This window comes from Halobacteriovorax sp. BALOs_7 (genome assembly GCF_003612895.1).
In the GTDB taxonomy this organism is placed as follows: Bacteria; Bdellovibrionota; Bacteriovoracia; order Bacteriovoracales; family Bacteriovoracaceae; genus Halobacteriovorax_A; species Halobacteriovorax_A vibrionivorans.
On the sequence record NZ_CP027772.1, the window covers coordinates 2,490,215 to 2,514,387 of the forward strand.

General features: G+C 36.4%; 23 protein-coding genes. 7 read left to right on the plus strand and 16 right to left on the minus strand.

Annotated features, from left to right (window positions below; translation table 11 throughout):
• Positions 1 to 4: 4 nt before the first annotated feature.
• A complete protein-coding gene (locus BALOs_RS11920) occupies positions 5 to 562 on the plus strand; it encodes a hypothetical protein (RefSeq protein WP_114705438.1) in 558 nt (185 codons plus the stop codon).
• Between the two features lie 25 nt (positions 563 to 587).
• Here BALOs_RS11920 and BALOs_RS11925 read toward each other — a convergent pair whose 3' ends face one another.
• From BALOs_RS11925 to BALOs_RS11945, 5 genes are all read right to left on the minus strand, one after another.
• The gene (locus BALOs_RS11925) at positions 588 to 1,376 is read right to left on the minus strand and encodes a DUF2608 domain-containing protein (protein WP_114705439.1); all 789 of its coding nucleotides are present in this window, start codon (positions 1,374 to 1,376) and stop codon (positions 588 to 590) included.
• A 112-nt stretch (positions 1,377 to 1,488) separates the two neighbouring features.
• Entirely contained in the window at positions 1,489 to 1,866 is a 378-nt protein-coding gene (hpf, locus tag BALOs_RS11930; protein ID WP_158536735.1) for a ribosome hibernation-promoting factor, HPF/YfiA family, read from the minus strand.
• A 71-nt stretch (positions 1,867 to 1,937) separates the two neighbouring features.
• Positions 1,938 to 3,389: an RNA polymerase factor sigma-54 gene (gene rpoN / locus BALOs_RS11935; protein ID WP_114705441.1), complete on the minus strand. Its 1,452-nt coding sequence runs from the start codon at positions 3,387 to 3,389 to the stop codon at positions 1,938 to 1,940.
• Between the two features lie 54 nt (positions 3,390 to 3,443).
• A complete protein-coding gene (gene lptB, locus BALOs_RS11940; RefSeq protein WP_114705442.1) occupies positions 3,444 to 4,178 on the minus strand; it encodes an LPS export ABC transporter ATP-binding protein in 735 nt (244 codons plus the stop codon).
• Positions 4,179 to 4,182: 4 nt separating this feature from the next.
• Positions 4,183 to 5,148: an LptA/OstA family protein gene (locus BALOs_RS11945; protein WP_114705443.1), complete on the minus strand. Its 966-nt coding sequence runs from the start codon at positions 5,146 to 5,148 to the stop codon at positions 4,183 to 4,185.
• A 124-nt stretch (positions 5,149 to 5,272) separates the two neighbouring features.
• Between BALOs_RS11945 and mutS the strand changes: the two genes are divergently transcribed.
• Positions 5,273 to 7,987 carry a DNA mismatch repair protein MutS gene (gene mutS, locus BALOs_RS11950; protein WP_114705444.1) on the plus strand — a complete coding sequence of 905 codons (2,715 nt, stop codon included), beginning with the start codon at positions 5,273 to 5,275 and terminating at the stop codon, positions 7,985 to 7,987.
• Between the two features lie 88 nt (positions 7,988 to 8,075).
• Positions 8,076 to 8,672, plus strand: coding sequence for an RDD family protein (locus tag BALOs_RS11955; RefSeq protein ID WP_114705445.1), 597 nt, complete (start codon positions 8,076 to 8,078; stop codon positions 8,670 to 8,672).
• A 203-nt stretch (positions 8,673 to 8,875) separates the two neighbouring features.
• On the opposite strand, the gene BALOs_RS11960 is transcribed toward BALOs_RS11955, so the two are convergent.
• The 4 genes from BALOs_RS11960 to aspS all read right to left on the minus strand — a co-directional run bounded on the left by BALOs_RS11960 (position 8,876) and on the right by aspS (position 14,200).
• Entirely contained in the window at positions 8,876 to 9,229 is a 354-nt protein-coding gene (locus BALOs_RS11960) for a hypothetical protein (protein ID WP_120405287.1), read from the minus strand.
• Between the two features lie 48 nt (positions 9,230 to 9,277).
• Complete coding sequence (locus BALOs_RS11965) at positions 9,278 to 10,813, minus strand: hypothetical protein (protein WP_120405288.1); 1,536 nt, start codon at positions 10,811 to 10,813, stop codon at positions 9,278 to 9,280.
• Between the two features lie 74 nt (positions 10,814 to 10,887).
• A complete protein-coding gene (locus BALOs_RS11970; RefSeq protein ID WP_120405289.1) occupies positions 10,888 to 12,348 on the minus strand; it encodes a DASS family sodium-coupled anion symporter in 1,461 nt (486 codons plus the stop codon).
• Positions 12,349 to 12,400: 52 nt separating this feature from the next.
• Positions 12,401 to 14,200 (minus strand): aspartate--tRNA ligase, encoded by a 1,800-nt coding sequence (gene aspS / locus BALOs_RS11975; protein ID WP_240406484.1) that lies wholly within the window; start codon positions 14,198 to 14,200, stop codon positions 12,401 to 12,403.
• A 30-nt stretch (positions 14,201 to 14,230) separates the two neighbouring features.
• Between aspS and BALOs_RS11980 the strand changes: the two genes are divergently transcribed.
• Positions 14,231 to 14,755 carry a DUF192 domain-containing protein gene (locus tag BALOs_RS11980; protein WP_120405290.1) on the plus strand — a complete coding sequence of 175 codons (525 nt, stop codon included), beginning with the start codon at positions 14,231 to 14,233 and terminating at the stop codon, positions 14,753 to 14,755.
• Here the strand turns inward: BALOs_RS11980 and BALOs_RS11985 are convergent.
• From BALOs_RS11985 to BALOs_RS12005, 5 genes are all read right to left on the minus strand, one after another.
• The gene (locus tag BALOs_RS11985) at positions 14,700 to 15,563 is read right to left on the minus strand and encodes a septum formation initiator family protein (RefSeq protein ID WP_120405291.1); all 864 of its coding nucleotides are present in this window, start codon (positions 15,561 to 15,563) and stop codon (positions 14,700 to 14,702) included. The genes BALOs_RS11980 and BALOs_RS11985 overlap by 56 nt on opposite strands.
• Positions 15,564 to 15,704: 141 nt before the next feature.
• Positions 15,705 to 16,532 (minus strand): hypothetical protein, encoded by an 828-nt coding sequence (locus BALOs_RS11990; protein WP_114705450.1) that lies wholly within the window; start codon positions 16,530 to 16,532, stop codon positions 15,705 to 15,707.
• 75 nt (positions 16,533 to 16,607) lie between these two features.
• Positions 16,608 to 16,832 (minus strand): YggT family protein, encoded by a 225-nt coding sequence (locus BALOs_RS11995; RefSeq protein WP_158536736.1) that lies wholly within the window; start codon positions 16,830 to 16,832, stop codon positions 16,608 to 16,610.
• Positions 16,833 to 16,911: 79 nt separating this feature from the next.
• A complete protein-coding gene (locus tag BALOs_RS12000; RefSeq protein WP_114705452.1) occupies positions 16,912 to 17,193 on the minus strand; it encodes a hypothetical protein in 282 nt (93 codons plus the stop codon).
• Positions 17,190 to 19,517: a DNA polymerase II gene (locus tag BALOs_RS12005; protein WP_120405292.1), complete on the minus strand. Its 2,328-nt coding sequence runs from the start codon at positions 19,515 to 19,517 to the stop codon at positions 17,190 to 17,192. Before BALOs_RS12005 ends, BALOs_RS12000 begins: the two co-directional genes overlap by 4 nt.
• Between BALOs_RS12005 and BALOs_RS12010 the strand changes: the two genes are divergently transcribed.
• Together BALOs_RS12010 and BALOs_RS12015 are read left to right on the plus strand one after the other, a co-directional pair.
• Positions 19,516 to 20,094 carry a hypothetical protein gene (locus BALOs_RS12010; RefSeq protein ID WP_114705454.1) on the plus strand — a complete coding sequence of 193 codons (579 nt, stop codon included), beginning with the start codon at positions 19,516 to 19,518 and terminating at the stop codon, positions 20,092 to 20,094. The two genes, BALOs_RS12005 and BALOs_RS12010, sit on opposite strands and share 2 nt — an antisense overlap.
• A gap of 76 nt (positions 20,095 to 20,170) precedes the next feature.
• Entirely contained in the window at positions 20,171 to 20,608 is a 438-nt protein-coding gene (locus BALOs_RS12015; protein ID WP_120405293.1) for a 6-carboxytetrahydropterin synthase, read from the plus strand.
• Between the two features lie 61 nt (positions 20,609 to 20,669).
• Here BALOs_RS12015 and BALOs_RS12020 read toward each other — a convergent pair whose 3' ends face one another.
• The gene (locus BALOs_RS12020; protein WP_120405294.1) at positions 20,670 to 21,662 is read right to left on the minus strand and encodes a hypothetical protein; all 993 of its coding nucleotides are present in this window, start codon (positions 21,660 to 21,662) and stop codon (positions 20,670 to 20,672) included.
• Positions 21,663 to 21,746: 84 nt separating this feature from the next.
• Positions 21,747 to 22,622 carry a hypothetical protein gene (locus BALOs_RS12025; RefSeq protein WP_162929675.1) on the minus strand — a complete coding sequence of 292 codons (876 nt, stop codon included), beginning with the start codon at positions 22,620 to 22,622 and terminating at the stop codon, positions 21,747 to 21,749.
• Positions 22,623 to 23,079: 457 nt separating this feature from the next.
• Between BALOs_RS12025 and BALOs_RS12030 the strand changes: the two genes are divergently transcribed.
• The gene (locus BALOs_RS12030) at positions 23,080 to 24,171 is read left to right on the plus strand and encodes a chorismate mutase (protein WP_205570957.1); all 1,092 of its coding nucleotides are present in this window, start codon (positions 23,080 to 23,082) and stop codon (positions 24,169 to 24,171) included.
• Positions 24,172 to 24,173 lie beyond the last annotated feature (2 nt).

Consider the following 24,173-nt stretch of genomic DNA (forward strand, 5'->3'; position numbering starts at 1 on the left):
ATAAATGAAATCAATCTTTGGTATATTTCTTATCATGCTAATTTCTATTTCAAGCGCACAGGCAGGTATCTTTCCAACAAAACTTGCTCCTTTTGACCAAGCTGGATCTTACTTTGATGAAGACCAAGGTCTTATTATTGGAAGCGATGGATTAAAGTATTGGCATGTGGATAACTATGAAATGCGAAATGAAAAAGGTGTAATCTTTAAATTTGGACTATTCGCAATTAAATCATCAGATGGAAAGCGATATAAGAAAGCAAATAAAAGACATATAAAAGAGAATTGGGATGAGAGAAGATATCCCGTTAAATTAAGTATGCGAATGCTCACAATTAGAGAGGATGCCGATATCGACTTTAAAGAGTTATCAAGAGCAGTTGAAAATGGAGAAAGCATTTATCTCTCTGAACAAGAAAGAACATCACTATCTGCTTATCTTACAATGAGACAACATGATCAAGACAGCTGGGATGGTAGTTTTCGCACAAGCAGAAGTTCAGGAAAAACTGAATGTACAACAATTGGAATGAATACTTTTTGTACGACAAGATCATATTAAAAAGCCTTCTAAGAAGGCTTTTTTTTTAATTTAAATCTTTCATCAATGCTTTAAATTCTTCACCAACTCTTATTACTTCTTTCTTATCAGACTCTTCGAAAGCCTTAACGATTTTATCTGTCGTTGTTAATCGATATGAATTAACATCAAGCTTTCCCTTAAACCACTTATCCATATGCTTCACATGCTTTAATCGATCATCTAAGAAGAAAATCGCTTTATACTTCTTTTTTAAATTAGGTCGATTAATAAGATAAGTAAGCATCTCACCTTTGTTTAACCCTGACGTTAAGAAGACACCATCTGCATAACGAACCTTTCGCCCATTCAGCTTAGTAGAAAATGGCCATTTCGGTGCATTCCTCTTATCAAAATCAACGCCATTTCGATTCAGTTCACGAATTGTTGCTGGATGATTAACTGGCCCACGTGATGTTAGAGCAACAACCCCATAATTAGCTTCCTGAAGGCTTCTGATAAGCGATGGGATCTCTTTTTCGACAAGTAACATACGTGACAAGAAAGTCGCATTATACGAGTACTGAAGCACTCCCCCAACAGATTTTGCGATACAGTGTTTTGGGCATCCTTTTTTTATCTGATCTTTTTGCCAGTTAAACCACTGATCACTAGCAAAACTCGTTTTAAAACGCAGTAAAGTATTATCAATATCGTAGATGACAAGAATGTCACTTGGAGCGACTTTATTCTTTAAAGCATAGTGAGTTACTTTCTTATAAAAGTTAGTGTGTGAAGAGATTTCTTCATAAGCAAAAGTATTAAAAATTAATAAAAATGAAATTAAGAATTTCATAAGGTCTCCTTTCTAAGGCGAGAAGCTTAGCAAGAAGAGCAACAAAAGACAAAGGCCTTCTTTTTTATTAGAAGGCCTTATTTTAGATATTAATTTTACTTAAGAAATAAGTTTAAGATGCCATATCATCAATATCAGGCTCGTGCTCAAGCCAAGCACTCTCTGGATCAAGGATCTCGATATCTTTATGAGGCATCTTTTTGCGATTACGCATTTTCTCTTTTTTCTTCTGCACTTGCTTTTCAATTTTAGCAACTGCTAGGTCAATTGTTTTGTAGAGGTTTTCCGAATGAGCTTCAGCATGGAAGTCAAACCCTGGCCCTAGAACCTCAATTTCAGCATAGTGCTCGCGACCATCTCTTACTTCACAGCTCCACTTCAAATGGAGATTACCGTCCAGATATTTTGCAATCTTCTCTGACTTTTCGTGGATTCTCTCATCAAGTGCTGGCGTATGCTCAAGGTGTCTAAAACTTACTGTAACTTTCATAAAATACATTCTCCTCTATGATATAAAGTATCTTGGAACTGACCTATCGGCTGTTTTTCCAAAATATCGAGCTATTTTACTTTTCTTTTTGACGACGACAAAATGCCAAGACTTTCTCGGTACTTAGCGACTGTACGTCTTGCTACTTTCATCTCCTCTTGACTCAAAAGGTCGGCAATCTTCTGATCTGATAGAGGCTTCTTTGGATTCTCATTGTCTACAAGCTCTTTGATTTTAAGCTTAACAACTTCACCTACGGCATCCACTCCACCTTTATCTCCACCAATTCCAGCGTTGAAAAAATACTTTAATTCAAACATTCCAATTGGTGTGTGCATATACTTATTTGAAGTAGCACGTGAAACTGTCGACTCATGAACTCCTAATTCATTGGCAACATCTTTTAGAACCATTGGCTTTAAATGCTTAGGTCCTTTTTTAAAGAACTGCTGCTGTTTTTTCACAATTGATTTTGCCACTTGGTCAATTGTTCTCTGTCTCTTATTTATAGACTTAATTAGCCATAAAGCCGACTTAAGTTTTTCTTCCACAAATTCTTTAGCTTCTTTATTCTGTAGGGATTCTGCTTGATTAAGCATATCCTGATACATTTTAGAAATTCTTAATCTTGGTACACCGTCGTCATTAACCTGAACAACGAATTCTCCACCGATTTCAACTACGTAAACATCAGGAGTTACATAATGAGTTTCTCCCCCACCAACAAGTCTTCCTGGCTTTGGATGAAAATTATGAAGTAGTTTTGCTGTTTCAATAATCTGCTCTTCTGCAACACCAGTATCAGCTGTAATTTTCTTATAATCTCTATTTTTAAGATTCGTTAAATGAAAACGAATAAGTTTTTCTAGTAAAGGTGAACGCTCTTCAGCGATACGCGCCTGAGCAAGAAGACAATCAACAAGGTCTTGAGCACCACATCCTACAGGATCAAGTCTTTGCACAAGCTCCAGCATTCCCAAACACTCTTCACGCTCAAGGTTTGAAGTCTCAATTAGTTCATCAAACTTACATGAGAGATAACCATCATCATTAATATTTCCGATGATCTCAATTGCAAAATCAATTTCCACATCGTTAAGGTCTTCCATACGTAGCTGCCACTCTAAGTGCTCAGCTAGTGAAGCACCTTTGGAAACCATATTTTCATAATTAGGCATATCATCTGGACTAAGAGATGGTGTTGCCATATTTGGTTCATATGTAGTTGAGTTGTAACTATCGACATACTTTTGCCAGTCGATATCGTCACCACTACTCATCATGGCCTCTTCTTTAAAATCGTCGGCCTTTGCTTCTTTAGATTGATTCTCTAACTTATCTAGTTTGTAATCTCCCTCACCATGGGAAACTTCTTCTAGCATCGGATTTTCAACCATCTCCTTAGCAATAACATCTGTCATTTCTAAGTGACTTAATGTGAGTAGTTTAATCGCCTGCTGAAGTTGCGGCGTCATCACGAGTTGTTGAGACTGATTTAGACTTTGTGAAAGTTTAGTGGCCATAGTGGTTCCTTATTCATTTCGTAACCAGACCTCTACTTTAGTTTATTGGTCTAGCTACATTTTAAATTCTTCACCAAGATAGAACTTCCGTGCTCTTTCATCGTTTACAATATCTTCCGGTGTCCCACTTACAAGTAATTCTCCACTACTCATAATAAACGCGCGATCAACTACTCCAAGTGTTTCTCTAACGTTGTGGTCGGTAATGAGGACTCCAATATTCCTCGTTTTTAAGCTGTTAATAACAGTTTGAATGTCATTAACGGCTAACGGGTCAACTCCAGCGAAAGGTTCATCGAGAAGGACAAACTTTGGCTCTAATGCCAGTGTTCGTGCGATCTCAACTCTTCTTCTTTCCCCACCGGAAAGAGCTGAACCGAGAGACTTACGGATATGTCCAAGACCAAAGTCGCTTATCAAGTTATCAAGAAGTGTCTTCTTCTTGGCCCTTGGTAAGTCTCGGTTTTCAAGTACCGAGTAAATATTGGCCTCAACCGATAAATCTCTAAAGATGCTAGCTTCCTGAGGAAGATATCCAACACCTTTTAGGGCCCTAATATGAATTGGCTGCTCCGTTAAGTCTTCACCTGAGAGATCAATACTACCCTCATCTGCTTTAACGAGCCCAACCATCATGTAAAACGATGTTGTCTTTCCAGCACCGTTTGGGCCGAGTAAACCGACAACTTCTCCTTGCTTAACATCGATGCTTACGCCTTTAACGACTTCTCGTCCGCCGTAAACTTTCTTTAAACCATGAGCTGATAACTGTGCTATTTCTTCTGACATGCTATTACCTTATTTTAAAATTCGTATTAGCATCATCAACTTCAATGGTTTCGATGTCTCGCCTAAGAACAATTGTGTTACCTCTCAATAAGTCTTTCTTTTGATAAACCCTTGGAAGACCTAGCAGAACGATTTTTTCTTCTGCCATAAATCCCTCGAGTCTCTCACTGAAAGCCTTCCTTTTGAAAGGTGGCTGTCCTTTAGGAGAAACAGTTTCCTCAATAACCACATCGTCATAAAGTGCATAATACTTGAGCTTTTTGTTATAATTATCTAGGTAGATTTCGCCATTTCGAGCACTTGCAACTAGTTGAGATTTAAGAAATTTTACATTTCCACTCAAATTGGCATTGCGCTTGCTCTTATCGACGACAATCGAGTTGGCCTCAAATTTGATATCATCTTCATAGGCCCTCGTTCGACTTACCTTTCCTTTTACATTTCCATCATATCTAACTAACTCATTTGAGAGATTGTATGAAAGATTATCTGCGCCAACTTCAATTTCATAAGCAGCATCGAAATTCTTAGATGATGATTTTGCATTTCCTTGAAAATTTACCATTTGGGAATTATCAGAATATGTCATTGAGTCAGACTCGATACGAATATTTGGATCTCTTAAGATGACATTTCCTCTTAAAGAAAGATACTTCTTATTAACATTGATTACACCTGTGTAGGCATCGTAATACATCGGCTGCGACTGATAGTCGTTTATTAGAACCCCACTCGGCTCTGTTAGAATCAAAACATTGGTTGTTAAATTTTGTGAAACCTCAGCAGCATCTAAATGATAACGTCCTTGCTTATCAGACATTTTAAAGTACTTCACATTTTTAAAATATGAGTAGACGTCTTGATCAAGAAGCTCATTCATACTCTCATCAATACCCGTTGTATTGTAAGTAACAAAGAGTCCCATATATGTAGAAGCGAAGATGCCAAAGAGAAATAACCAAATTGACAACCTCTGTCCAACGCTTAGCAAAATAAATTCCTTAAAAATTGAGTAAATAATCAGCTATTTACGTCCTTCTATTTTACGACAAATATCCGCGTCATGCCAATTGTAAGTATTGGAGTCTTTTCCAATGGTTGCGTATTTGGTAGAGTTAATCGCTCAGGAATACACAACACATATGGGAAACAATAATATGACTTTAGAGATTGAGAAAATCGTGGCCGAAGGAGTAAAGCTAACTCCAATGATGGCCCAGTATCACGAGATCAAAACCCAATATCGCGACCACATGCTAATGTTTCGCATGGGTGACTTCTATGAAGTTTTCTTTGAAGATGCAATTAACGCTTCTAAGATTTTAAATATTGCTCTTACTCACCGAGGAAAACTTGGAGAGCACAAAATTCCAATGGCCGGTATTCCACATCATGCAGCCGCAACTTATATTGATCGCTTTTCAAAAGAAGGATTAAAAGTTGCAATATGTGAACAGGTCCAAGATCCAAAAGAAGCAAAGGGAATTGTTGAGCGTGCAGTAACTCAAGTTGTTTCTCCAGGGATGCCCTTTGATCTCGATAAGACCGACTCAAAAGAAGATCAATTCATTGTCGCTTGTAATGAAACAAATGGACGCTTTGAAATTATCACAATCGACTTCACAACAGGATTCTTCAAAGGTTTTATTCTTGAAACTTTTGAGGACTTTATTGAAAAGCTTCGTGTTCTTGCACCAAAAGAATTTCTTACATACCTAGGTCAATGGGATAAGTATGAAAACGTTGCGACTTTAAATGAACACAACGGGACTCTAGTTACTCACCTTTCAAAAGAATACTTTAAAGAAAAGTACTCGAGTGTCTATATTGAAAAATTAATTCCGACTTATAAACGTGACCAAGTTATCAAAGAAAATGAAACGGTATTAGAACCAATTGGTGCCCTTTCATATTATATTTGTTCAACTCAAAACCACGAAGGATTCTCTCACCTTCATACTTTTAGCCTAAGTGATGAAACAGGCTCAATGAAAGTGACGATACCAACTCTAACTGGACTTGAGATTCTGCCAAAGTCTCGTGAAACCTATAAAGAGTCTCTCCTTGGTTTTATGGATAAGACAAAGACTTCAATGGGTTCAAGAAAACTTAAAACGATTTTCACATCTCCACTTACGAGTAAGGCAGAAATTAAAAATCGTCTTGATACAATTGAGTACTTCTTAAAAAATGATGAACTTCTACAAGATACGCGTGAGTCATTAAACAACGTACGCGACTTAGAAAGAATTCTAGCAAAGGCCGCGACAAATCGTGCAAATGCCGGAGATCTTCTTAATATTGCAAGTGCTGTTGATGTCTATGAAGATCTATTAAACTCTCTTAAGAAGCTTCCTACTAATGTCTTTGGAAAATTAAATAAAGAAGCAAAAGAAAGTCTTTTTGAACTTCGCAATGAAATTAAGTTAACGATCAATGATGAAATTGGTGCAAGCCTCGATAAAGGAAACTTAATTAAGGAAGGTGCAAATAAGACACGTGATCGCCTTGCTAAAGTTTCACAAAATACGGCCCAGGCCCTTGTTGAGCTTGAAAATCGATACCGTGAAGAGACAGGAATTCAAAAGCTAAGAATTAAATCAAATAATGTTGCTGGATACTTCATTGAAGTTTCAAAAACTCATACAGATAAAGTTCCTGCAAACTTTGTACGTAGGCAAACTCTCGTAAACTCTGAAAGATATGCAACAGAAGAACTAACTCAATTTGAGAAAGAAGTTGTGGTAGCTCGTGAGAAACTTGAAAAGTTAGAAAGAGAAATCTTTAAAAACCTAATTAAGCAAATCACAATGCTAAGTAATGCTATTCAAAACCTAGCAAATATTCTGTCCACAACAGATACTCTCCAATCACTTGCTTGGATAGCTCGTAATGAAGAATTTTCGAGACCGACAATTTCGGACAAGTCCCGTGACATGGATATTCACGGTGCATGGCATCCGTTAATTAAAGCTGCTATAAAAGATCAGTTTATTCCTCACGATCTCAAACTTAATGAAAAAACATACTTTGGTCTTATCACTGGTCCTAACATGGCCGGTAAGACAACAGTTATGCGTGAAATCGCAATCATTCAATTACTAACGCAAATTGGATCATACGTTCCTGCTGAAAATGCAAAAGTTAGTATCTGTGATTTCTTATTTAGTCGTCTTGGTGCAAGTGATGATATTTTAAAAGGACAATCAACTTTCATGGTTGAGATGGCCGAAACAGCTGAGATTCTAAGGCACGCAACAGAGAACTCTCTTATCATTCTTGATGAAGTTGGACGAGGAACATCGACTTATGATGGCCTTTCTATTGCGTGGGCACTAGTTGAACATTTCATTGAAGAAACAAAAGCTCTATGTCTTTTTGCTACTCACTACCATGAATTAATTGATCTTGCTGATAGTTATCCACAAGCAAAGAACTTAACAGTAGAAACTTTAAATCATAAAGGAAATGTAAAATTCCTATATCGCCTAATAGAAAAAGCAGCTTCGCAGTCATTTGGTATCTACGTTGCTAAACTTGCTGGCCTTCCTCCTTCTGTTTTAAAACGTTCTCAAAATGTTTTAAAGAGCATGGAGAAAGAAACAAATATTTCAAAGGCCCTTTTAGGACAAGATGAGACTGCATGTGGTGAGCAACTTGATTTCTTTAATATTGAAGTAACTCAAGAAGTACCTGACTATTTAAAACAAGTTGAAGATGATCTAACAAAAATGGATATTAACAACTTAACGCCAATTCAAGCACTTAATAAGCTTCATCAATTAGTCGACCAAATTACTTTTAGCTAGATAATTATAGAATAAGCAATATTTTCCAAGGACGTGTTCAACACGTCCTTTTTTTTTATTCCCATGCCTAGATGCCGATACGTAGGGCATGAGCGCAAACCAGAAACTGACAGAAATTTACGATCATTATAAACAATCAAAAGCGGCCAAGAAGCTTCGAAATGATAGGCTTAGAAAAAGAGCATATGCATTTATTTGTGACCTCTACATTATTGTCTTTGCCAATAAGGCCCTTTCATTTGTTTGGCTATCTTTTATAAATAATTATGTTTCAAATATTTCAACGTCACCGAGAGTTTCGACGTTTACGTTTCAAGCCCACACAACAAACCTATCCCTGGCGATCATGTTCTTTAGTTATTTCTTTTTTTCTTATTACTTAGGAAATGGACAAACGCTTGGAAAAGCTTTCTTTAAGCTAAAGGTTGTTAGCTCACGAGATATGACAGAAGAATTAAGTGCCCTCGACTGCTTTGGCCGCTCTATTGGATATGTCTTTGCTAGCCTACTAGCGTATCTACCACTTGCCTTAAACTTTGTTAGGAAAGATCAAAAAGGTGTTCAAGACTTTATCTCTCACACTCATGTAGTATGTATGGATGATTTTGAATATGCCTTAGCACAAGCGGAAGTATCAACTCCTGAAGAAGCACAACAGATCGCTCTCTTTGAAGAAGTTTCTTAGAAGTTTCTTCTTAGGGGCGCGGGTACCAATGGAACTTTCAATAGTTTAGCCCCTCATTTCCAATTGAAAACATCATAACTTTCTTTAAACTTACGTTTTAAATCGTTTTCACAAGATAAAATGATCAAAAGAGACTTATATAGAGCAGCTTAAGCACTTATAAGTAAGCTAAGTACCTGAAACTTCCATTGGTACCCGCGCCCCTAAAAGTCTAAGTCAGAAAAGATTTCACTGGCGCGCCCAACAACGCGAGACTTTAATTTCTCATCAGAAGTAGGTGCTTTTGATTCTTTATAAGGCTGCATCACAGACTTAGATGCGACTTTTGATTTATTATAGCCTTCACTATCACTCTTAAAGAGATCTCTCTGATCACTATCTCTAGAATCCCATGGCCTTTTTACATTGGCCTTTAACTCACCTTTTTGCTTACGACGTGAGCGCTCTTCTTTATGATCGAGAATAATCTCCAAAAGAGATTCATCTGAACTCTCAATACGTTTTTTAATTTTGGATTTTGAAGATTTTTCAAAAGTTTTATTTAAACTTAGGGCCATAATATTCTATTTTATCTGCCCCTATGATTTCGTGCAACAAAGATCTTACTATTTGTCGTAAAGCTCTTTAATACTGGCCTTAAGCTGGTCCATACTTTTTGTTTTAAGAATAACTTCATCACTATTTAAGAGAACCTGAACTTCTCGATCTACAGTTCGGCCATTTTGCCTAACAATATTATCAAGTACTGTAATACTGCAATTATCTCTTCCTTCTATATAGTGATGTTTAACATTAGAGTCCTTTGTTTTCTCTGACATTCGTAGGTTTCGACTTGTTTGCCTCTCTAGAATCCATGCAATAGAAGCAGCATCGCAAAGTTTTGCAAGATCAAGTCTTGAAACATTCTCATAACAATCCTCTTCCAAAACACCTAATGCTTGTAGCTCTTCTTTTTCCATGAAGCTTAGAAGACCTTCATCCATAGCAATCTTTAAATAGTCTTTTGGATACTTCCCGTCTCCACATGGAACTTCTAAATTACCACCGAGTGCCTGATAATGAGACATCATATTTACATTATTAACAACTGCTCTTTCTTTGAGCTTTTTAATCATTTCTTCTTGTTCATAATTCATTTGAGGATATGAGCTTGCACCATTTGGTAGCATGGCACTACTTTCTTCCTTCCACTTATTAGTGTTTAGATAAACACCTTTTGCATACTCACAAGCGAGGTTATCGCCGAAGTTATTACGAAAAGACTCAGTAACATCAATATGTCTCTCAATTAGACCTGAAAGTGGTGTTGGTTTTCCACCTAAGGCCCTGGTCGTAATTTCATGTCTGATTAAATTCATCACTTTATCATTAGATAACTCCCCTTCTTCTAACGAGAGTTTCATTAATTTATAGTAACCATCCGTCAAATTGCCGCTACTATCCACACCAGTATACATAGCATATTGATTGGCCGCTTCGGCCAATTTCTCTCCGGAGAAATTATCTTTTAGGTATTTAACTAGACCGTCTACATCACCTTGATAACTAATATAAGCTTGAGCAAGTTCACGATCTTTATAGGACTCATCAGAAACAATATATCCCGTTGCCTGACTTGATCTGATTAGACGATCGATATTTGGGCTAACGGTATAACTTCCAACTCCTGTTTTAGAATCATATTCGTAGAAAGGAGTTGTCGAGCGACTAATTAAATCAGCAACAATTTCTTCGCGATCTTGTCGTTTTAACTCATTTTCAGGATCAACACTATTGAAGTATTCATCCAGATTAATAGTGTCTTTATCAGAATTGCCAATATGATATTGAAGTTGGTTCATTGCAAATTGCTTTGCAATCTCCTTCTTTTTCTTTGGAGTTAGCTCGTTAGTGATTCCAACGCCGTAACCACCCATACCGCTTCCAAAAACTACCCCACCCATACCACCACCAGAAGTAGTTGGGAATCCTCCGCCAGAAAAGCCTCCACTCGGATACCCTCCTCCTTGGCCCTCACTTGCACCTTCCATAATGACACATTCTACACAGTCGGCCATCTCTGAAAGGTCTTCAAATAAACCATCAAAGGCAAGAGAATTTAATGAAAAAAGAATAAGAATCGATAGATTAAGTGCTTTCATACTGCGCTTTTCGACAAAATTCTTTGGTCATTTTAATAATCAGAGAAAAACTAAATTAAAAGGAAATATTAACCTTAGAAGAATGCAACGATGGCACAAAGGACGACAAAAGCGATCAGGTTTAAGATTGCACCAAATCCGATCATTTTCTTCATTGAAACGAGGCCTGTTCCATAAACGATAGCATTTGGCGGAGTTGCTACAGGAAGCATAAAGGCCATATTACAACTGAAAGCAATGACAAAAGCTGCGGTTGTTGTTGAAAAACCAACTTTTGCTGCAGCCGCAATTAAAATCGGAACAAGAATATTTGCAGCGGCCGTATTACTTACTAACTCAGTTAAAAGAATTGTAATGGCCACAATAAAAATTAGAATAACTGAAAAACTAAAGTTACTAAATATTGTAATGATATTATTTCCAACATACTCTGCAATTCCAGTTTTAAAAAGAGTTGTCCCAAGGGAAAGACCTGAAGCAAAAAGTAACAAAGTTCCCCAATCTATTTTCTTAATGTCCTCTTGCTCCAATAGCTTTGTTTTACTATAGATTGGAAACATAAAAAGTGAGCACGATGCAATGATAGCAACCATGGCCGGTGTCACATACTTATGCAAATAGATGGTTAAAGCATTGGCCTTACCAAGAACAAAAGTTGCAATAGTTGGAGCAAACCAAAAGAAAACCGTTAATGAGAAAATGGCCATTAAACGAAATTCATTATTTGAAATCTTATGGTCCTTTCCTAAGCTTAGGATGAGATCCTTCTTATCAACCTTAGGTATGGCCTCTGTAATTTTACTCTTGGCATAAAGAAATAAAATCAACATGAAACCACAACTTAAAGGCAAACCGTATTTAAACCAATCCCAAAATGTTAAGCTCTGCCCTGTATGCTGCTCTAATAAACCCATCGTAATGAGATTTGGAGGTGAACCTATTGGCGTTGCCATTCCCCCGACAGTGGCAGCATAGCCAATAATTAAAAGAAAATACTGTTTTGTAATATCCTCTTTCACTTTAAATGACTTTAAGATACCAAAAGCTATCGAGATCATCATAGCTGCTGTTGCGGAGTTTGAAACCCACATCGAAAAAGTAGCAGTTACAACGATAATTACCGCAAGTGTTCGATTAAAACTTCCATTGATAAACTTTGAACTTAATATTGCAATCGAAATTTTTCGATCTAATCCTAATTTCTCCATCGCACGAGCTAAGAGAAAACCTCCCATAAAGAGAAAGATTATTGGTGAGCTAAAACTACTAAAGGCTTCCTCAAAAGATATAACTCCAAGTAAAACTGTTAGAGCAACTCCCATAAGACCTGATATAAATAAAGTAGTACTTGAAAGTAGCCACTGAACGACAACATAAGAAAAGATTGCTAAGAATTTTTTAGCATTTTCTTCTAAAGGTAAATTTGAAGTATAGACAAGAAAGAAAGCAATGATGCCTAAGAACTGAAAGATGACTGACTTTGCAGTGTTGTTCTTCCACTCAGTTCTAAATTCATCATATAAGCTTTTAATCATAGAGTCTTCTTAAGTTTCCTCCTGCCGCATTAGCAACAGGAGGAAGATTGGATTATTTTAAGAAACTAAAGTGTAGTTCATCAGTCTGCTCTTTTGAAGGAATAGAAGGTGCATTCGACATCATATCACTTGCTGTCGTTGTTTTTGGAAATGCAATAACGTCACGGATATTGTCAGTTCCTGCCTTTACCATTGTGATACGATCAAGCCCTAGAGCAATCCCACCGTGCGGAGGAGTTCCATATTTAAGTGCATTAACAAAGAAGCTAAATTGCTTTTCAACTTCTTCTTCACTCATTCCAAGAACTTCAAACATTCTCTCTTGAACAGCACCATTGTGAATTCTAATCGATCCACCACCTAGCTCGTAACCATTACAAACGAGGTCATATGCTTGAGCTGGAAGATTCTTTAGAACTTCGTTTTTCACGCTGATTTCTTCATTCATAAACTTATCCATTTCACTTAATTTTGGAGAAGTAAATGGATGGTGTTTTGCGTATAATCTTTCTTCATCAGCTTCAAAGCATGGGAAGTCATTTACCCATAAGAAAGCATATTTCTTATCACTATTTTCAATAAGCTTAAGCTCTTGTCCAAGGTGGCGACGTAGAGCATCTGCACTGTCATGAACGATCTCTTCTTTATCAGCGAAGAATAACCATGTTCCAGATTTTGAATCACCATCAAGGTCTGGAAGACTTGATAGATTAGCTAGCACATCGTCAGTGATAAACTTAGAGATACCACCAGATGCTTTCCCCTCTTCAACTTTAAAGAAGGCAACACCTTTTCCACCAAATGGCTTAACAACGTTTACAAAACCATCAAGGATCTTACGTGAAAAAGTTCCCATCGTTGCAGGAACGAACATGGCCTTAACCATTCCACCAGATTCAATAGCATTTTTAAAAACACCAAATTCAGTTTCTTTAAAAAGATCAGAAACAACATGTTGCTTAAGACCGAAACGAACATCTGGCTTATCAGAACCATAATCTCTCATGGCATCGTTATAATTCATTACAGGAATCTCATAATCTGATTCTAATTCAAAAATATTTTTCATTAGATCTGTTGCAAGATTCTTCATGTACTCTTCTGTCGCAAAAGAAACTTCAATATCCACTTGAGTAAATTCTGGCTGACGGTCAGCTCGAAGATCCTCATCACGGAAACACTTACAAATTTGGAAGTACTTATCTGTTCCACCAATCATAAGAAGTTGTTTTAGTGTTTGTGGTGACTGTGGAAGTGCATAAACGTGACCTGGATGAACACGAGATGGAACAACATAGTCACGAGCACCTTCAGGAGTCGACTTATATAGAATTGGAGTTTCAACTTCAATAAAGTCGTTTTCGTGCATTGTATTTCTAACGTCTAAAGTAATCTTAGAACGTAGTTTTAAAATATCTTGAAGCTTCTTTGTTCTTAGATCAAGGTAGCGATACTTAAGCTTATTATCTTCTGTTGCTTCAGTCGCTCCATATGGAAGAAATGGAATATTGTTAATATCACACTCTGATAGAACTTCTAATTCTTCAACATGGACTTCAACTTCACCTGTTGGCATATTCTTATTTAAAGCTTCTTCTGGACGCTTTGCCACTTCACCTTTAATCATAATAACTGATTCGAGGTGACACTTTTTAAGAAGATCAACGTCGCCTTTGAAATTTGTAAAGTTAAGCTGAGTTAAACCAAACTTATCTCTTAAATCGATAAAAGTAAGTCCACCTAGGTCGCGGTTCTTATTTACCCAACCGCATAGTGTTACAATCTTTCCGATGTCTTCGGCCCTTAATTCTCCTAAATTGTGAGTTCTCATCAAACCCTTAATCTGTGACATGCTAATCCTCTTGATATATAGTTTTTGTGTATGAAATTTATAGCAAATTCTACACATATTCTCAGTATTTTTTTCTACTCAGTCGTTTTGTTTTACGCCACACCTAGTCATGGTCAATTTATCAATAAAAAATGGGGTGTAAACACGATGATCACACCTAGTAAGAAAGAAATTGAGGTATCCTGGGCCGTAAGCGAAAAAGAGAAACGCCAAGGACTAAGTGGACTAAAATCAGAGGCCATGAAAAAAGACGAAGGTTTACTCTTTGTTTATCGTCGAATGATGCCACTAAAGTTTTGGATGCCAAATACATTCTTTGATTTAGATATTATTTTTCTCGATAAGAATTTTAAAGTTGTGGCCATTGAAACTCTTCCTCATTACCCTAGCCGAGAAAACCCTAAGAAGATTCCAATAACAAAGCCTTATCAAAGCCAATTTGTCTTAGAATTACATGCTGGAATGGCAAAGAAATTGAAGATAACGAAGGGCTCCCAACTTAAATGGAAGAAAGCCCTCTCACAGAAGTTTCTGAATTCTCTGGGAATAGAATAAGATACTCATCACGTGCGATATAACCTAAGTGATCGCGAACAAGTTTCTTCTTATACTTATTATTTGTGCGAATTAATTCTAGCTCCTTCATAAGTCCGGCATTCTCTTCTTTTAAGAGATGGGCCTCATGATAGGCTTGATCAAGAGTTGATTTCTTATCAAAGTATTCAATAACGCCACCTTGAGAAAAAATTAAGCGACCTAATAGGAATAGACAAAATCCCCAACAAAGCTTAACACCCCAGCTCGTTACCTCGCCTTTCTTTCTCGACTTTGACTTAACTTTTCTCTTTGCTGAAACTTTAGCTTTTGGTTTCGTTAAAGATTTAGCTTCTGATTGTTGTGCATAAGTCGGCGCGGCCGGTGCTGTGGTCTTCTTTCTAAGTGGTGAAGACATTTCGATATTATTTGAATCAGTAATTGGTTTTCTTGTTGCTGCTGATGCAGTTGTTGATGGCCTTGCAGATGAAGATGGAGCTGACATTGATGCTCTTCTTGCTCCGGCCGCTGAAGCTTGTGCTTCTTTTGCCATTCTCTGCTCTCTAAGCTTTGCTAAAACTGATGAACCAGAAGATTTAGGCGCTTCACTCGCAGCACTCGCTTGCATACGTGATTGAGGAGATGGTCGACTTCCTGGTGTTGGAGGTGGAGAACCTGCATCACTTTGACGTCTTTGCATCTTTGCACGATTGCGCTCGATTGCTTTTTGCATCGCCGCACTTCTCGAATTAGACTGATTTGAACTAGTTGAATTTGTAGAGGCACCAGACGACGCTGGACCACGGTTCCTTCCTAGTGAAAATTGCAAACTTACATCCTGTTTTTTGCTAAGCGTTCCTCATGAACACTTTTTTTCCCAATATCAATATTTTAATGCGTTTCAAAAAATGACACAAGTCTTTTTCCGTAGGAAATCTTCTCGTGACGCACCGTCAAAAGCTTTCGGCCATTATGACAGTAAATTAAATCCTTGATCCGTATTAAGTGATTCTACACGAAGCCAAAACTTACGAATTGTAGCTAATTCTTTTAAGTAGAGGTTCAAAGTGCCATCAAGCCCTTTTAAGATGTGAGCATCACTATCTAACTCACCTTCTTCAAATAGTGCTGATAATTCGTCAAATACTCGGTGAAAGCGATCTTTTGGCTTAATAATAAAATGCTTTTCTGAAACATTGTATTCAAGAAAGGACATTTTACTCTCAAGATATTTCTCTAAACGAGAAAATAAGATGCTAGCAATGCATACATCACCAATTGGCCCTAGCTTTAAGCGCTGGCCATTTCCTTCAAGTTTATGACTTTTGAAATTGATGCGAATCGCATCGTCACTTCTTTGATACCACCAGCTAAAGCCAGGATCAGAGATATTACAAATGAGATCTTCTTCTAATGGGAATCTCTTATTGAATACCTGATCAAAAATAACCTGAGCAAGGTCAAGGTTATCAACTTCATAATAAAGAGACTTAGAAACTTCATCTTGGTCGATACGAAGAGCTTTTAAGGTCGCAGTATCACCAATTAAAGCCGCCTCAAAAGTGTCACTGATATTATCTGTGATCACTCCACGCAGACTAAAAGTTGAGCTACTCTTAACGATATTAAACACGAGTCCACAAGTTTGCGGATAATCTTGTTTTTGAACTTCTTTATTTATTTGTTCAGACGAGTGGCCGAATAAAAACTCATTTCTAAAATCGTCGTCTGCTAAAATTTCGTCTTGTGTATTAAGGTTAAATGTCTCTTGTGTGAGAAAATCAAACTCGTTGTGCACCAACCCCTCCGTAGGTAATACATATACTTTATAGTCTAAAGGGTTTTGCTACGTGTTGGCAAGAATTTGGACGCGTTAAAAAATTGCGACAAAAATCTTTAAAACGAGAATAACAATCATTGGAGAGATATCGAATGGAATATCCATCTCTGGCAACATTCTTCTCACAGGGCCACAAGTATAATCTGAGATCTGTTTAATTCTAATGGCAACAGGATGAGATTTATATTGTGGAATATAAGAAATGATGACATCGATGATAAGAATAAAAATGTAAATATCGATTAGTGTGCGAATCAAAATTAATCCCCTTGATTGGCAATTAGAATATAGAACTTCCTAAAAAAGTTCAAGCACAAGCAAAAGATAAAACCTAAAACTATTTAACAATTGGAGAGCTTAAAGCTTCTTTAGGTGCTTTATTAAGCTTAGTACAAGCAATTTCGTACTTATTCTGACAAGAAAGCTCAAGATATTTTTGTGACTTGGCCGCGAGGCCATCTTGATGATAAAGATCAGATAATAAGAAGCATGCTGGAGCATTATTTTCATTCTCACAAACATAGAGGAAGATATCTCTTTTAAAAAGAACATAACTTCCACCCAAGAGGAGAAAGAAGACGCCAAAAAATGTCCAATTCTTCTTATATCGTTTCATCATTCAAATAAACTCATTTGAGAACCCATGACAATATCGTCAAAGGAGATACCCTTAAATCTTAGCACATCAGTTGCGACAGGAGATAATTGTTTATCGATATAGTGCTGATAATCGATATCACGAGGTGATAAATCAATTGGTACTGGCCCGTGTAACGTCATCAAGTAACTGATTTGACGGATATCTTTATCTGGCTCCTTCTCCTTTAAAAGTTTTGCTGCTTTTACATGAGGAGGGTTCGATTTTGTGTATTCACTGATATCTTTTGATAGTCTCTTGGAATAAACAAGATCCTGATCATAAATTCCATTCTTTAAGTCATTCACATAGCTCTTAATATATTCATTAAGTGATTCGTCTTTAAAGAACATTTTATAAATTTCAAATTGAAAATTCTTTGCGGCCTTTGTCCAATCCGAACGAACAAACTCCATTCCAGAAAAGTGTAATTCATCATTACCAAGCAATCCAGCATAGCGCTTTTTAGCTCCTTGCTCAGATCCCCTCATCCCTGGAATAAAAAGCTTTTTAAAATACTTCTCGTATTCCATCTCTAGGAATGATTCCACATTGAATTCTCTTTTAATCAATTCTGCAAGATGATTAGTAATTTTCCTCGCAAGAGAGTTAGCTGCTTTATCTTTTTGAGAAACATCTAAGAATTTTAATTTAACAAAGATAGAGTCAGTATCACCATAGACAACCTCATAGCCCAAACTTCTAGCATGATTCATGGATTCATTAAGTAACCATTGGCCAGTTGAAGTAATAGAAGTGGCAAGATCAGCATGATAAAAACGACATCCACCAGAGCCCATAACACCGTAGAATGAATTCATAAGAATCTTTACTGCTTGAGAAAGGTTCTTATCTTGGCGATGCTTTGCAATCTCTCTTTGTCCTAAGAGGTAGTCGATCTGTTCAGGTAGAATATGTTCTGTTTTTGAAAATGAAACACCATTCTTTAAACGTGTTCCATTAACATCTCCTCTTAAACGAGAAAGAGGATCGATTTTAAATGTTTTAATTATTGTTGGATAAAGAGATTTAAAGTCTAAGACGACAACGTGCTCGTGTAATCCCTTTGTTCCTTCAATCACAAGTCCACCAAGAGATGCACTTTCTTTATCAATATCTAAAGTATTACCGGCGATAAATCCTTTACGATGTAAGCGTGGTAAGTATAAGTGATCAAAAGATCGAGTTGAACTGGCAAGTCGATCAATTAGCATCCCGCTATATTGAACACGACGAAAGAGATGATCATAGATTTGTAATTTTTCATAGATATCTAAAACGAGTGTACAATCGAGAATATTATACTTTGCTAAGGCATGTTTATCTTCATTAAAACGTCTTGTGATCTCTTCGACTTTCTCCATTCCCGTCGCAGAGATATCTTTATTCGTTCCCAGAACTTCACTTGCTACTGTATCGAGTTTAAAGTTTTCAAATGAGTAAAAGGCCGATCTCAATGTTGGTGGGCCATCAATAACTTGGCGTCCGGCTATTGTAGAAAACCAGCCTGCCCCTTTTCTTTCACGTAAACGAACTTGAGAGCCATCACGGCCGAGGTTTAATCTTAAGCCTAGTTTTTGGCATTTTCGATCAAGAAAGTTTAAGTCAAAGCCAACAACATGCCACCCCACAATAAAGTCTGGATCGTATGTTGGAAATTCATTAATAAATGCATTCAATAATTCTTTCTCACTCCCATAGAAATGAGTTAAATCATCATTTGTATATGTTCGAGACTCATCAAGCATATAGACTTTCTTATACTCAGCCTCACCGATTTGATGGATAGCAATTGAATAGAGATCATCTCCCATACTCGTTTCAATATCAATGGACATGATATTAAACTTTGGTATCTGATGCTGATCAGTTAATGCTTTAATTTGTGGATTGGTAAAGACACGAGTTTTGCCGATCTTTTGACATGGACCTTGAAGCATAACTTCACCATTTATGAATCTCTCCATAAGAAAGCGCTCATTTGGTCTCACATCACTTTCATAAGTACGAATACCGTTTTTATGGAAATGCTCACGTGTATCTAAAAGATCTTTGTGTTTATTGAAATAAATTCCATCAACCGTTCGGCCATTGAAGGCCTTAAGGCCAAGTTTTCTTCTCTCTCCTTGAAAACTCATATTGAGTTCCACATCAGACTCGATAAAGAACAGAGGTTTTTCAGTTGTGATAATAACTTTAACAACATCCTCTGGAGTCTTAACCCAATAAACTAACTCCATATGATCGTTGCGATCAATAATTTGGTCTTGAAGAATAAAGCCTTGGCAATGAATGATTTCCGTCATGAAAATACACTATCCTATTAAATCTGATTTGTCTTTTTTTATACATTTCTTAAGTTTAGTGATTCGTCATTTCCCCGATATGCAGGGCATGACAATAACAATCGTATTTACACTATTTAATTTAGTTTTTCTCGTGGACTACTTTTCGGAAAAGGGTCAAAAAGGCAAGAAGTATCGCTTACTTAGCTATATGTTTCTTGGCGTTTTGTCCCTGCTTTCGATCCAAGTATTCCAAAACGCTGCAATGCCTGTGGTATTCGGCTTATTGGCCCTCTGTTCCTTGGCCCTAACCCTTGTTAATGAATTTATTAATCCCCCTAAAAACGCTAAGGAACGTGTTTACAATGGATGTGTCAATATGCTCTTGCCGACAGCATTGCTTTTCATCGCACTACGTTGGTTCCCGTCGGCTTCTGACACTAGTGCATTACAAGGAGGACCCGACACAAATCGAAACATCTTCATTATCCAAACTCTCTTAGTCCTTGGTTTGGCCTTTAAGTATGCCCCTACTCTCATCTTCACAAAGAAGGCCTCTAAGGAAATTAATGAAGACTTAAAAACTATCAAGTTATAGCCTCTCCCTCAGGCTATTAAAGTGGCCATGATTATCTCAAATATGCTAATGTTGTTGCACTTAAACGGAGATAATTATGGCCACTTTTAAATCAACAAAACACTTTTACGGATTCCCATGTACTCACCGTCAGTGGAAAGCAGAATCTCACTGCCGCTTTGTTCACGGATACTCAAGATCATTTCACTTTGAATTTGAATGTTCCGAGCTAACAAAAGAAATGTGGGTAATGGACTTTGGTGATCTTAAAGATGTGAAGGCATGGCTTGATGATATGTTTGACCACACTTTCCTGGCATCACAAGATGATCCATTTATGGAAGAATTTAAGAAGCTCGATGAAGCTGGAGTTGTTCAACTTCGCGTTCTTCCAAATGCAGGAATGGAAGGAACAGCTCAGTACGTTTATGAAAAAATGAGCGAGCTAATCAAGAAGAAAACAGACGGTCGCGTTTGGATTTCTCGCCTTGAAGTTAAAGAAAACGAAAAAAATTCCGCAGTCTATCTTCCATAATTATTAAGTACACGGTTCCTAGTGTGATTTCAGGGACCGTGTACTTAAAATGAAAAGCTGCTTAAAATTTTCGATAATAATCACATGCCTTTTTCACATTAATCGATCGTCCCTCCAGCTCTTTATGTACACAAAGGTTTTCTTTTAGAAACACTTCTCCGGCCGTCAATTTTAACTGCTTAGTATTCCGTTTAAATTTTAATAATGTATGGTCGACTAGAGTATTTAATTCATCATCTCTTAAATTATTAAAAATATATTTGAAATCATCAGAAAACTTTTTTATATCACTTGGTAAGATTAGGTCATCAGTCAACAAATCACGAATGTAGGAAACAAACACAAATCCCCCCAAAGAACACTCTTTTGACCTAAATGTATTATAGAGAAATTTTACATAAAATTCATATTGATTAAATTTTTTTATGTCTGATTGAAACTTTCGGATATCTTTTAAGATATACATATCAAAACAATGATATGGTTGCTCTACTATCTCCCTTTTTCCTGTTAAAGTATTCTTTAAGGCAAAATGCTTTATCTTATCTGTTGTCTGTCGTAAATTAAGATATTGATCAATAACTTTATTAATATTTTTATTATCTATACTTGGGCTATCATTCTTTAGTGAGAAGAATTCCTTCAAATAATATTCACATGAACCTATTTTATTATTAAAACAATCGTATGAAAGTACTTCAAACTTTTCAGCCTCTCTTTTATCTTTGTAGATTTTATTTCCTGGGCCATGTCTCCAGTGACTCATACCTATAAAATAAGGTGCCCATAAAGGATAGAGCAAGGTAGCACTTTGAGAAAGTGCTAAACGCGCGACGTTCTCACGATCAGAGAAGTAATCATAGTACTTACCTTCAGGGTAAAAACCTTTATCTACGAAATTATCAAGTTCCTTAATTAAAATAATCTTTAAAGTCAAAAGAGGTATAAGCAATAAAAAACAAACCAATTTAATATATTTGAAAGAAGTCTTTTTAAATAAAATATAGACAACAAATATAATTATAAATAAATCTAAGGGTAGTAGTATTAACACCCTTCCTCCTTCGATAAATTACACTCAAATCCCTGGATACTTTCCACATATTTCAGGGACCGTGTACTTAAAATGAAAAGCTACTTAAAATTTTCGATAATAATCACATGCCTTTTTCACATTAATCGATCGCCCCTCTAGCTCTTTATGTACACAAAGATTTTCTTTTAGAAAAACTTCTCCTGCTGTTAATTTTAACTGCTTAGTGTTTCGTTTTAATTTTAATACTGTTTGATCTACTACTGCATTTAATTCATTATTACTTAAATTATTAAAGATATACTTAAAATCATTTGAAAATCTTTTTATCTCATTAGGCAAAACCTTATTCCGAGTTAAAAACTTACGAACATAATTAACAAATAAAAACCTACCTAAGAAGCATTCTTTAGACTTATATGCATCATGAAGAAAATTTATGTAAAAATCGTATTCTTCAAAGTTATTGTTGGCCTTTTGGTATTTGCGAATATCCTTTAAGATATACATATCAAAACAATGGTACGGCTGCTCTACCCTCTCTCTCTTTTCAGAAAGAGAATTATTTAAGATAAAACTCAATTTCTTGTCAGTTGTCTGTCGTAAATTAAGATATTGATCAATAACTTCATTAACATTTTTCTTATATACACTTTTACTATCATTTTTTAGTGAAAAGAACTCCTTTAAATAATATTCACATGAACCTATTTTATTATTAAAACAATCGTATGAAAGTACTTCAAACTTTTCAGCCTCTCTTTTATCTTTGTAGATTTTATTTCCTGGGCCATGTCTCCAGTGACTCATACCTATAAAATAAGGTGCCCATAAAGGATAGAGCAAGGTAGCACTTTGAGAAAGTGCTAAACGCGCGACGTTCTCACGATCAGAGAAGTAATCATAATACTTACCCTCAGGGTAAAAACTTTTATCTACGAAGTTATCAAGTTCCTTAATTAAAACAATCTTTAAAGTCAAAAGTGGTATAAGAGTTAAAAAACAAACCGATTTTACATATATAAAAGAAGTCTTTTTAAGTAAAAAATAGACAACAATTATAATTACAAATAAATCTAAGGGTAGTAGCATTAGCACCCTTCCTCCTTCGATAAATTACATTCAAATCCCTGGATACTTTTCATAAAAGTCATAAAGGCTAATCGACATTGAAAAGTTAAAAGTTGAACAAACTCGTCAACTTGAGAAAAGAAAGAGTTTACTCATACAAATATTTAATATTGCTCAATTAAGAAGTGCCAAAAATTCCAAAAGTGACAAAGATGAGCATCATCAGCAAATAATTCCATTGATTTTCTTTAAAAAATGAAAAATTAAGAAATATTAAGGTGTTTTCGATGAGATAAAGTATCGAAGACACTTGAATTATATTGCTACGAGTAATATATAGTTGACTAAAAAAGAAAGGATCAAAGTTATGAAAATTGCGCCACTAAACTCTTGGATGGATATTAAAGAAAGACCACTCGTTATTGCAGGACCTTGTTCAGCAGAAAGTGAGGAGCAGGTTTATCAGATCGCCAAAGAGCTAGTTGCCAACGGAAAAGTTGATGCCTTTCGTGCAGGAATTTGGAAACCAAGAACTCGCCCAAATACATTTGAAGGTGTAGGACTTGTGGGCCTTCCTTGGATGGAGCGAGTAAAGAAAGACTTTGGAATTCCTATTACAACTGAAGTGGCCAACGCTTCTCATGTTGAACTTGCCTTAAAACATAACGTTGATATTCTTTGGATTGGTGCTCGTACAACAGTTTCACCATTTGCCGTTCAAGAAATTGCTGATGCCTTAAGAGGCGTCGACATTCCTGTAATGGTAAAGAATCCAATCAACTTAGACCTTGCACTTTGGATGGGTGCTATTGAAAGATTTTCAGCAGTAGGCCTTGATAAACTAGCTGCCATTCACAGAGGTTTTTCAAGTGCTGAAAAAACAAAGTATAGAAATAAGCCTTACTGGGCAATTCCTATTGAACTTAAAAGACTAATGCCAGAGCTTCCAATTATTTGTGACCCTTCTCACATTGCAGGGAATCGCAATCTGATTGGAGAAGTTTGTCAGAAGGCCATGGATATGAACATGGATGGTGTGATGGTTGAAACACATATTACACCGGACAAAGCACTAAGTGATGCCGCTCAACAGGTAACTCCAAAAATGCTTCACGATATTATCACTCACCTACAAGTAAGAGATGCTATTGGCCTGAATGATGGTTTTGAAGATGAGCTAAATAAACTTAGAAATAAGATCGATCAAGTTGATAATGATATTCTAGAGATGATGCATATGCGTATGAATATTGTTAAGCAAATTGGAAAACTTAAGAGTGAAAATAATGTAACTCCACTTCAAGTAGGAAGAATGGATGCTCTTATGAAAGACCGCCTTGAGAAGGGTAAGAAATTTTCTCTCGACCCAAGATTTGTTGAAGAACTCTACCATGCAATTCACACTGAATCAGTTAGAGAACAAACACGCATGATGAATGATTTTAAAAAAGAATCTTAGTT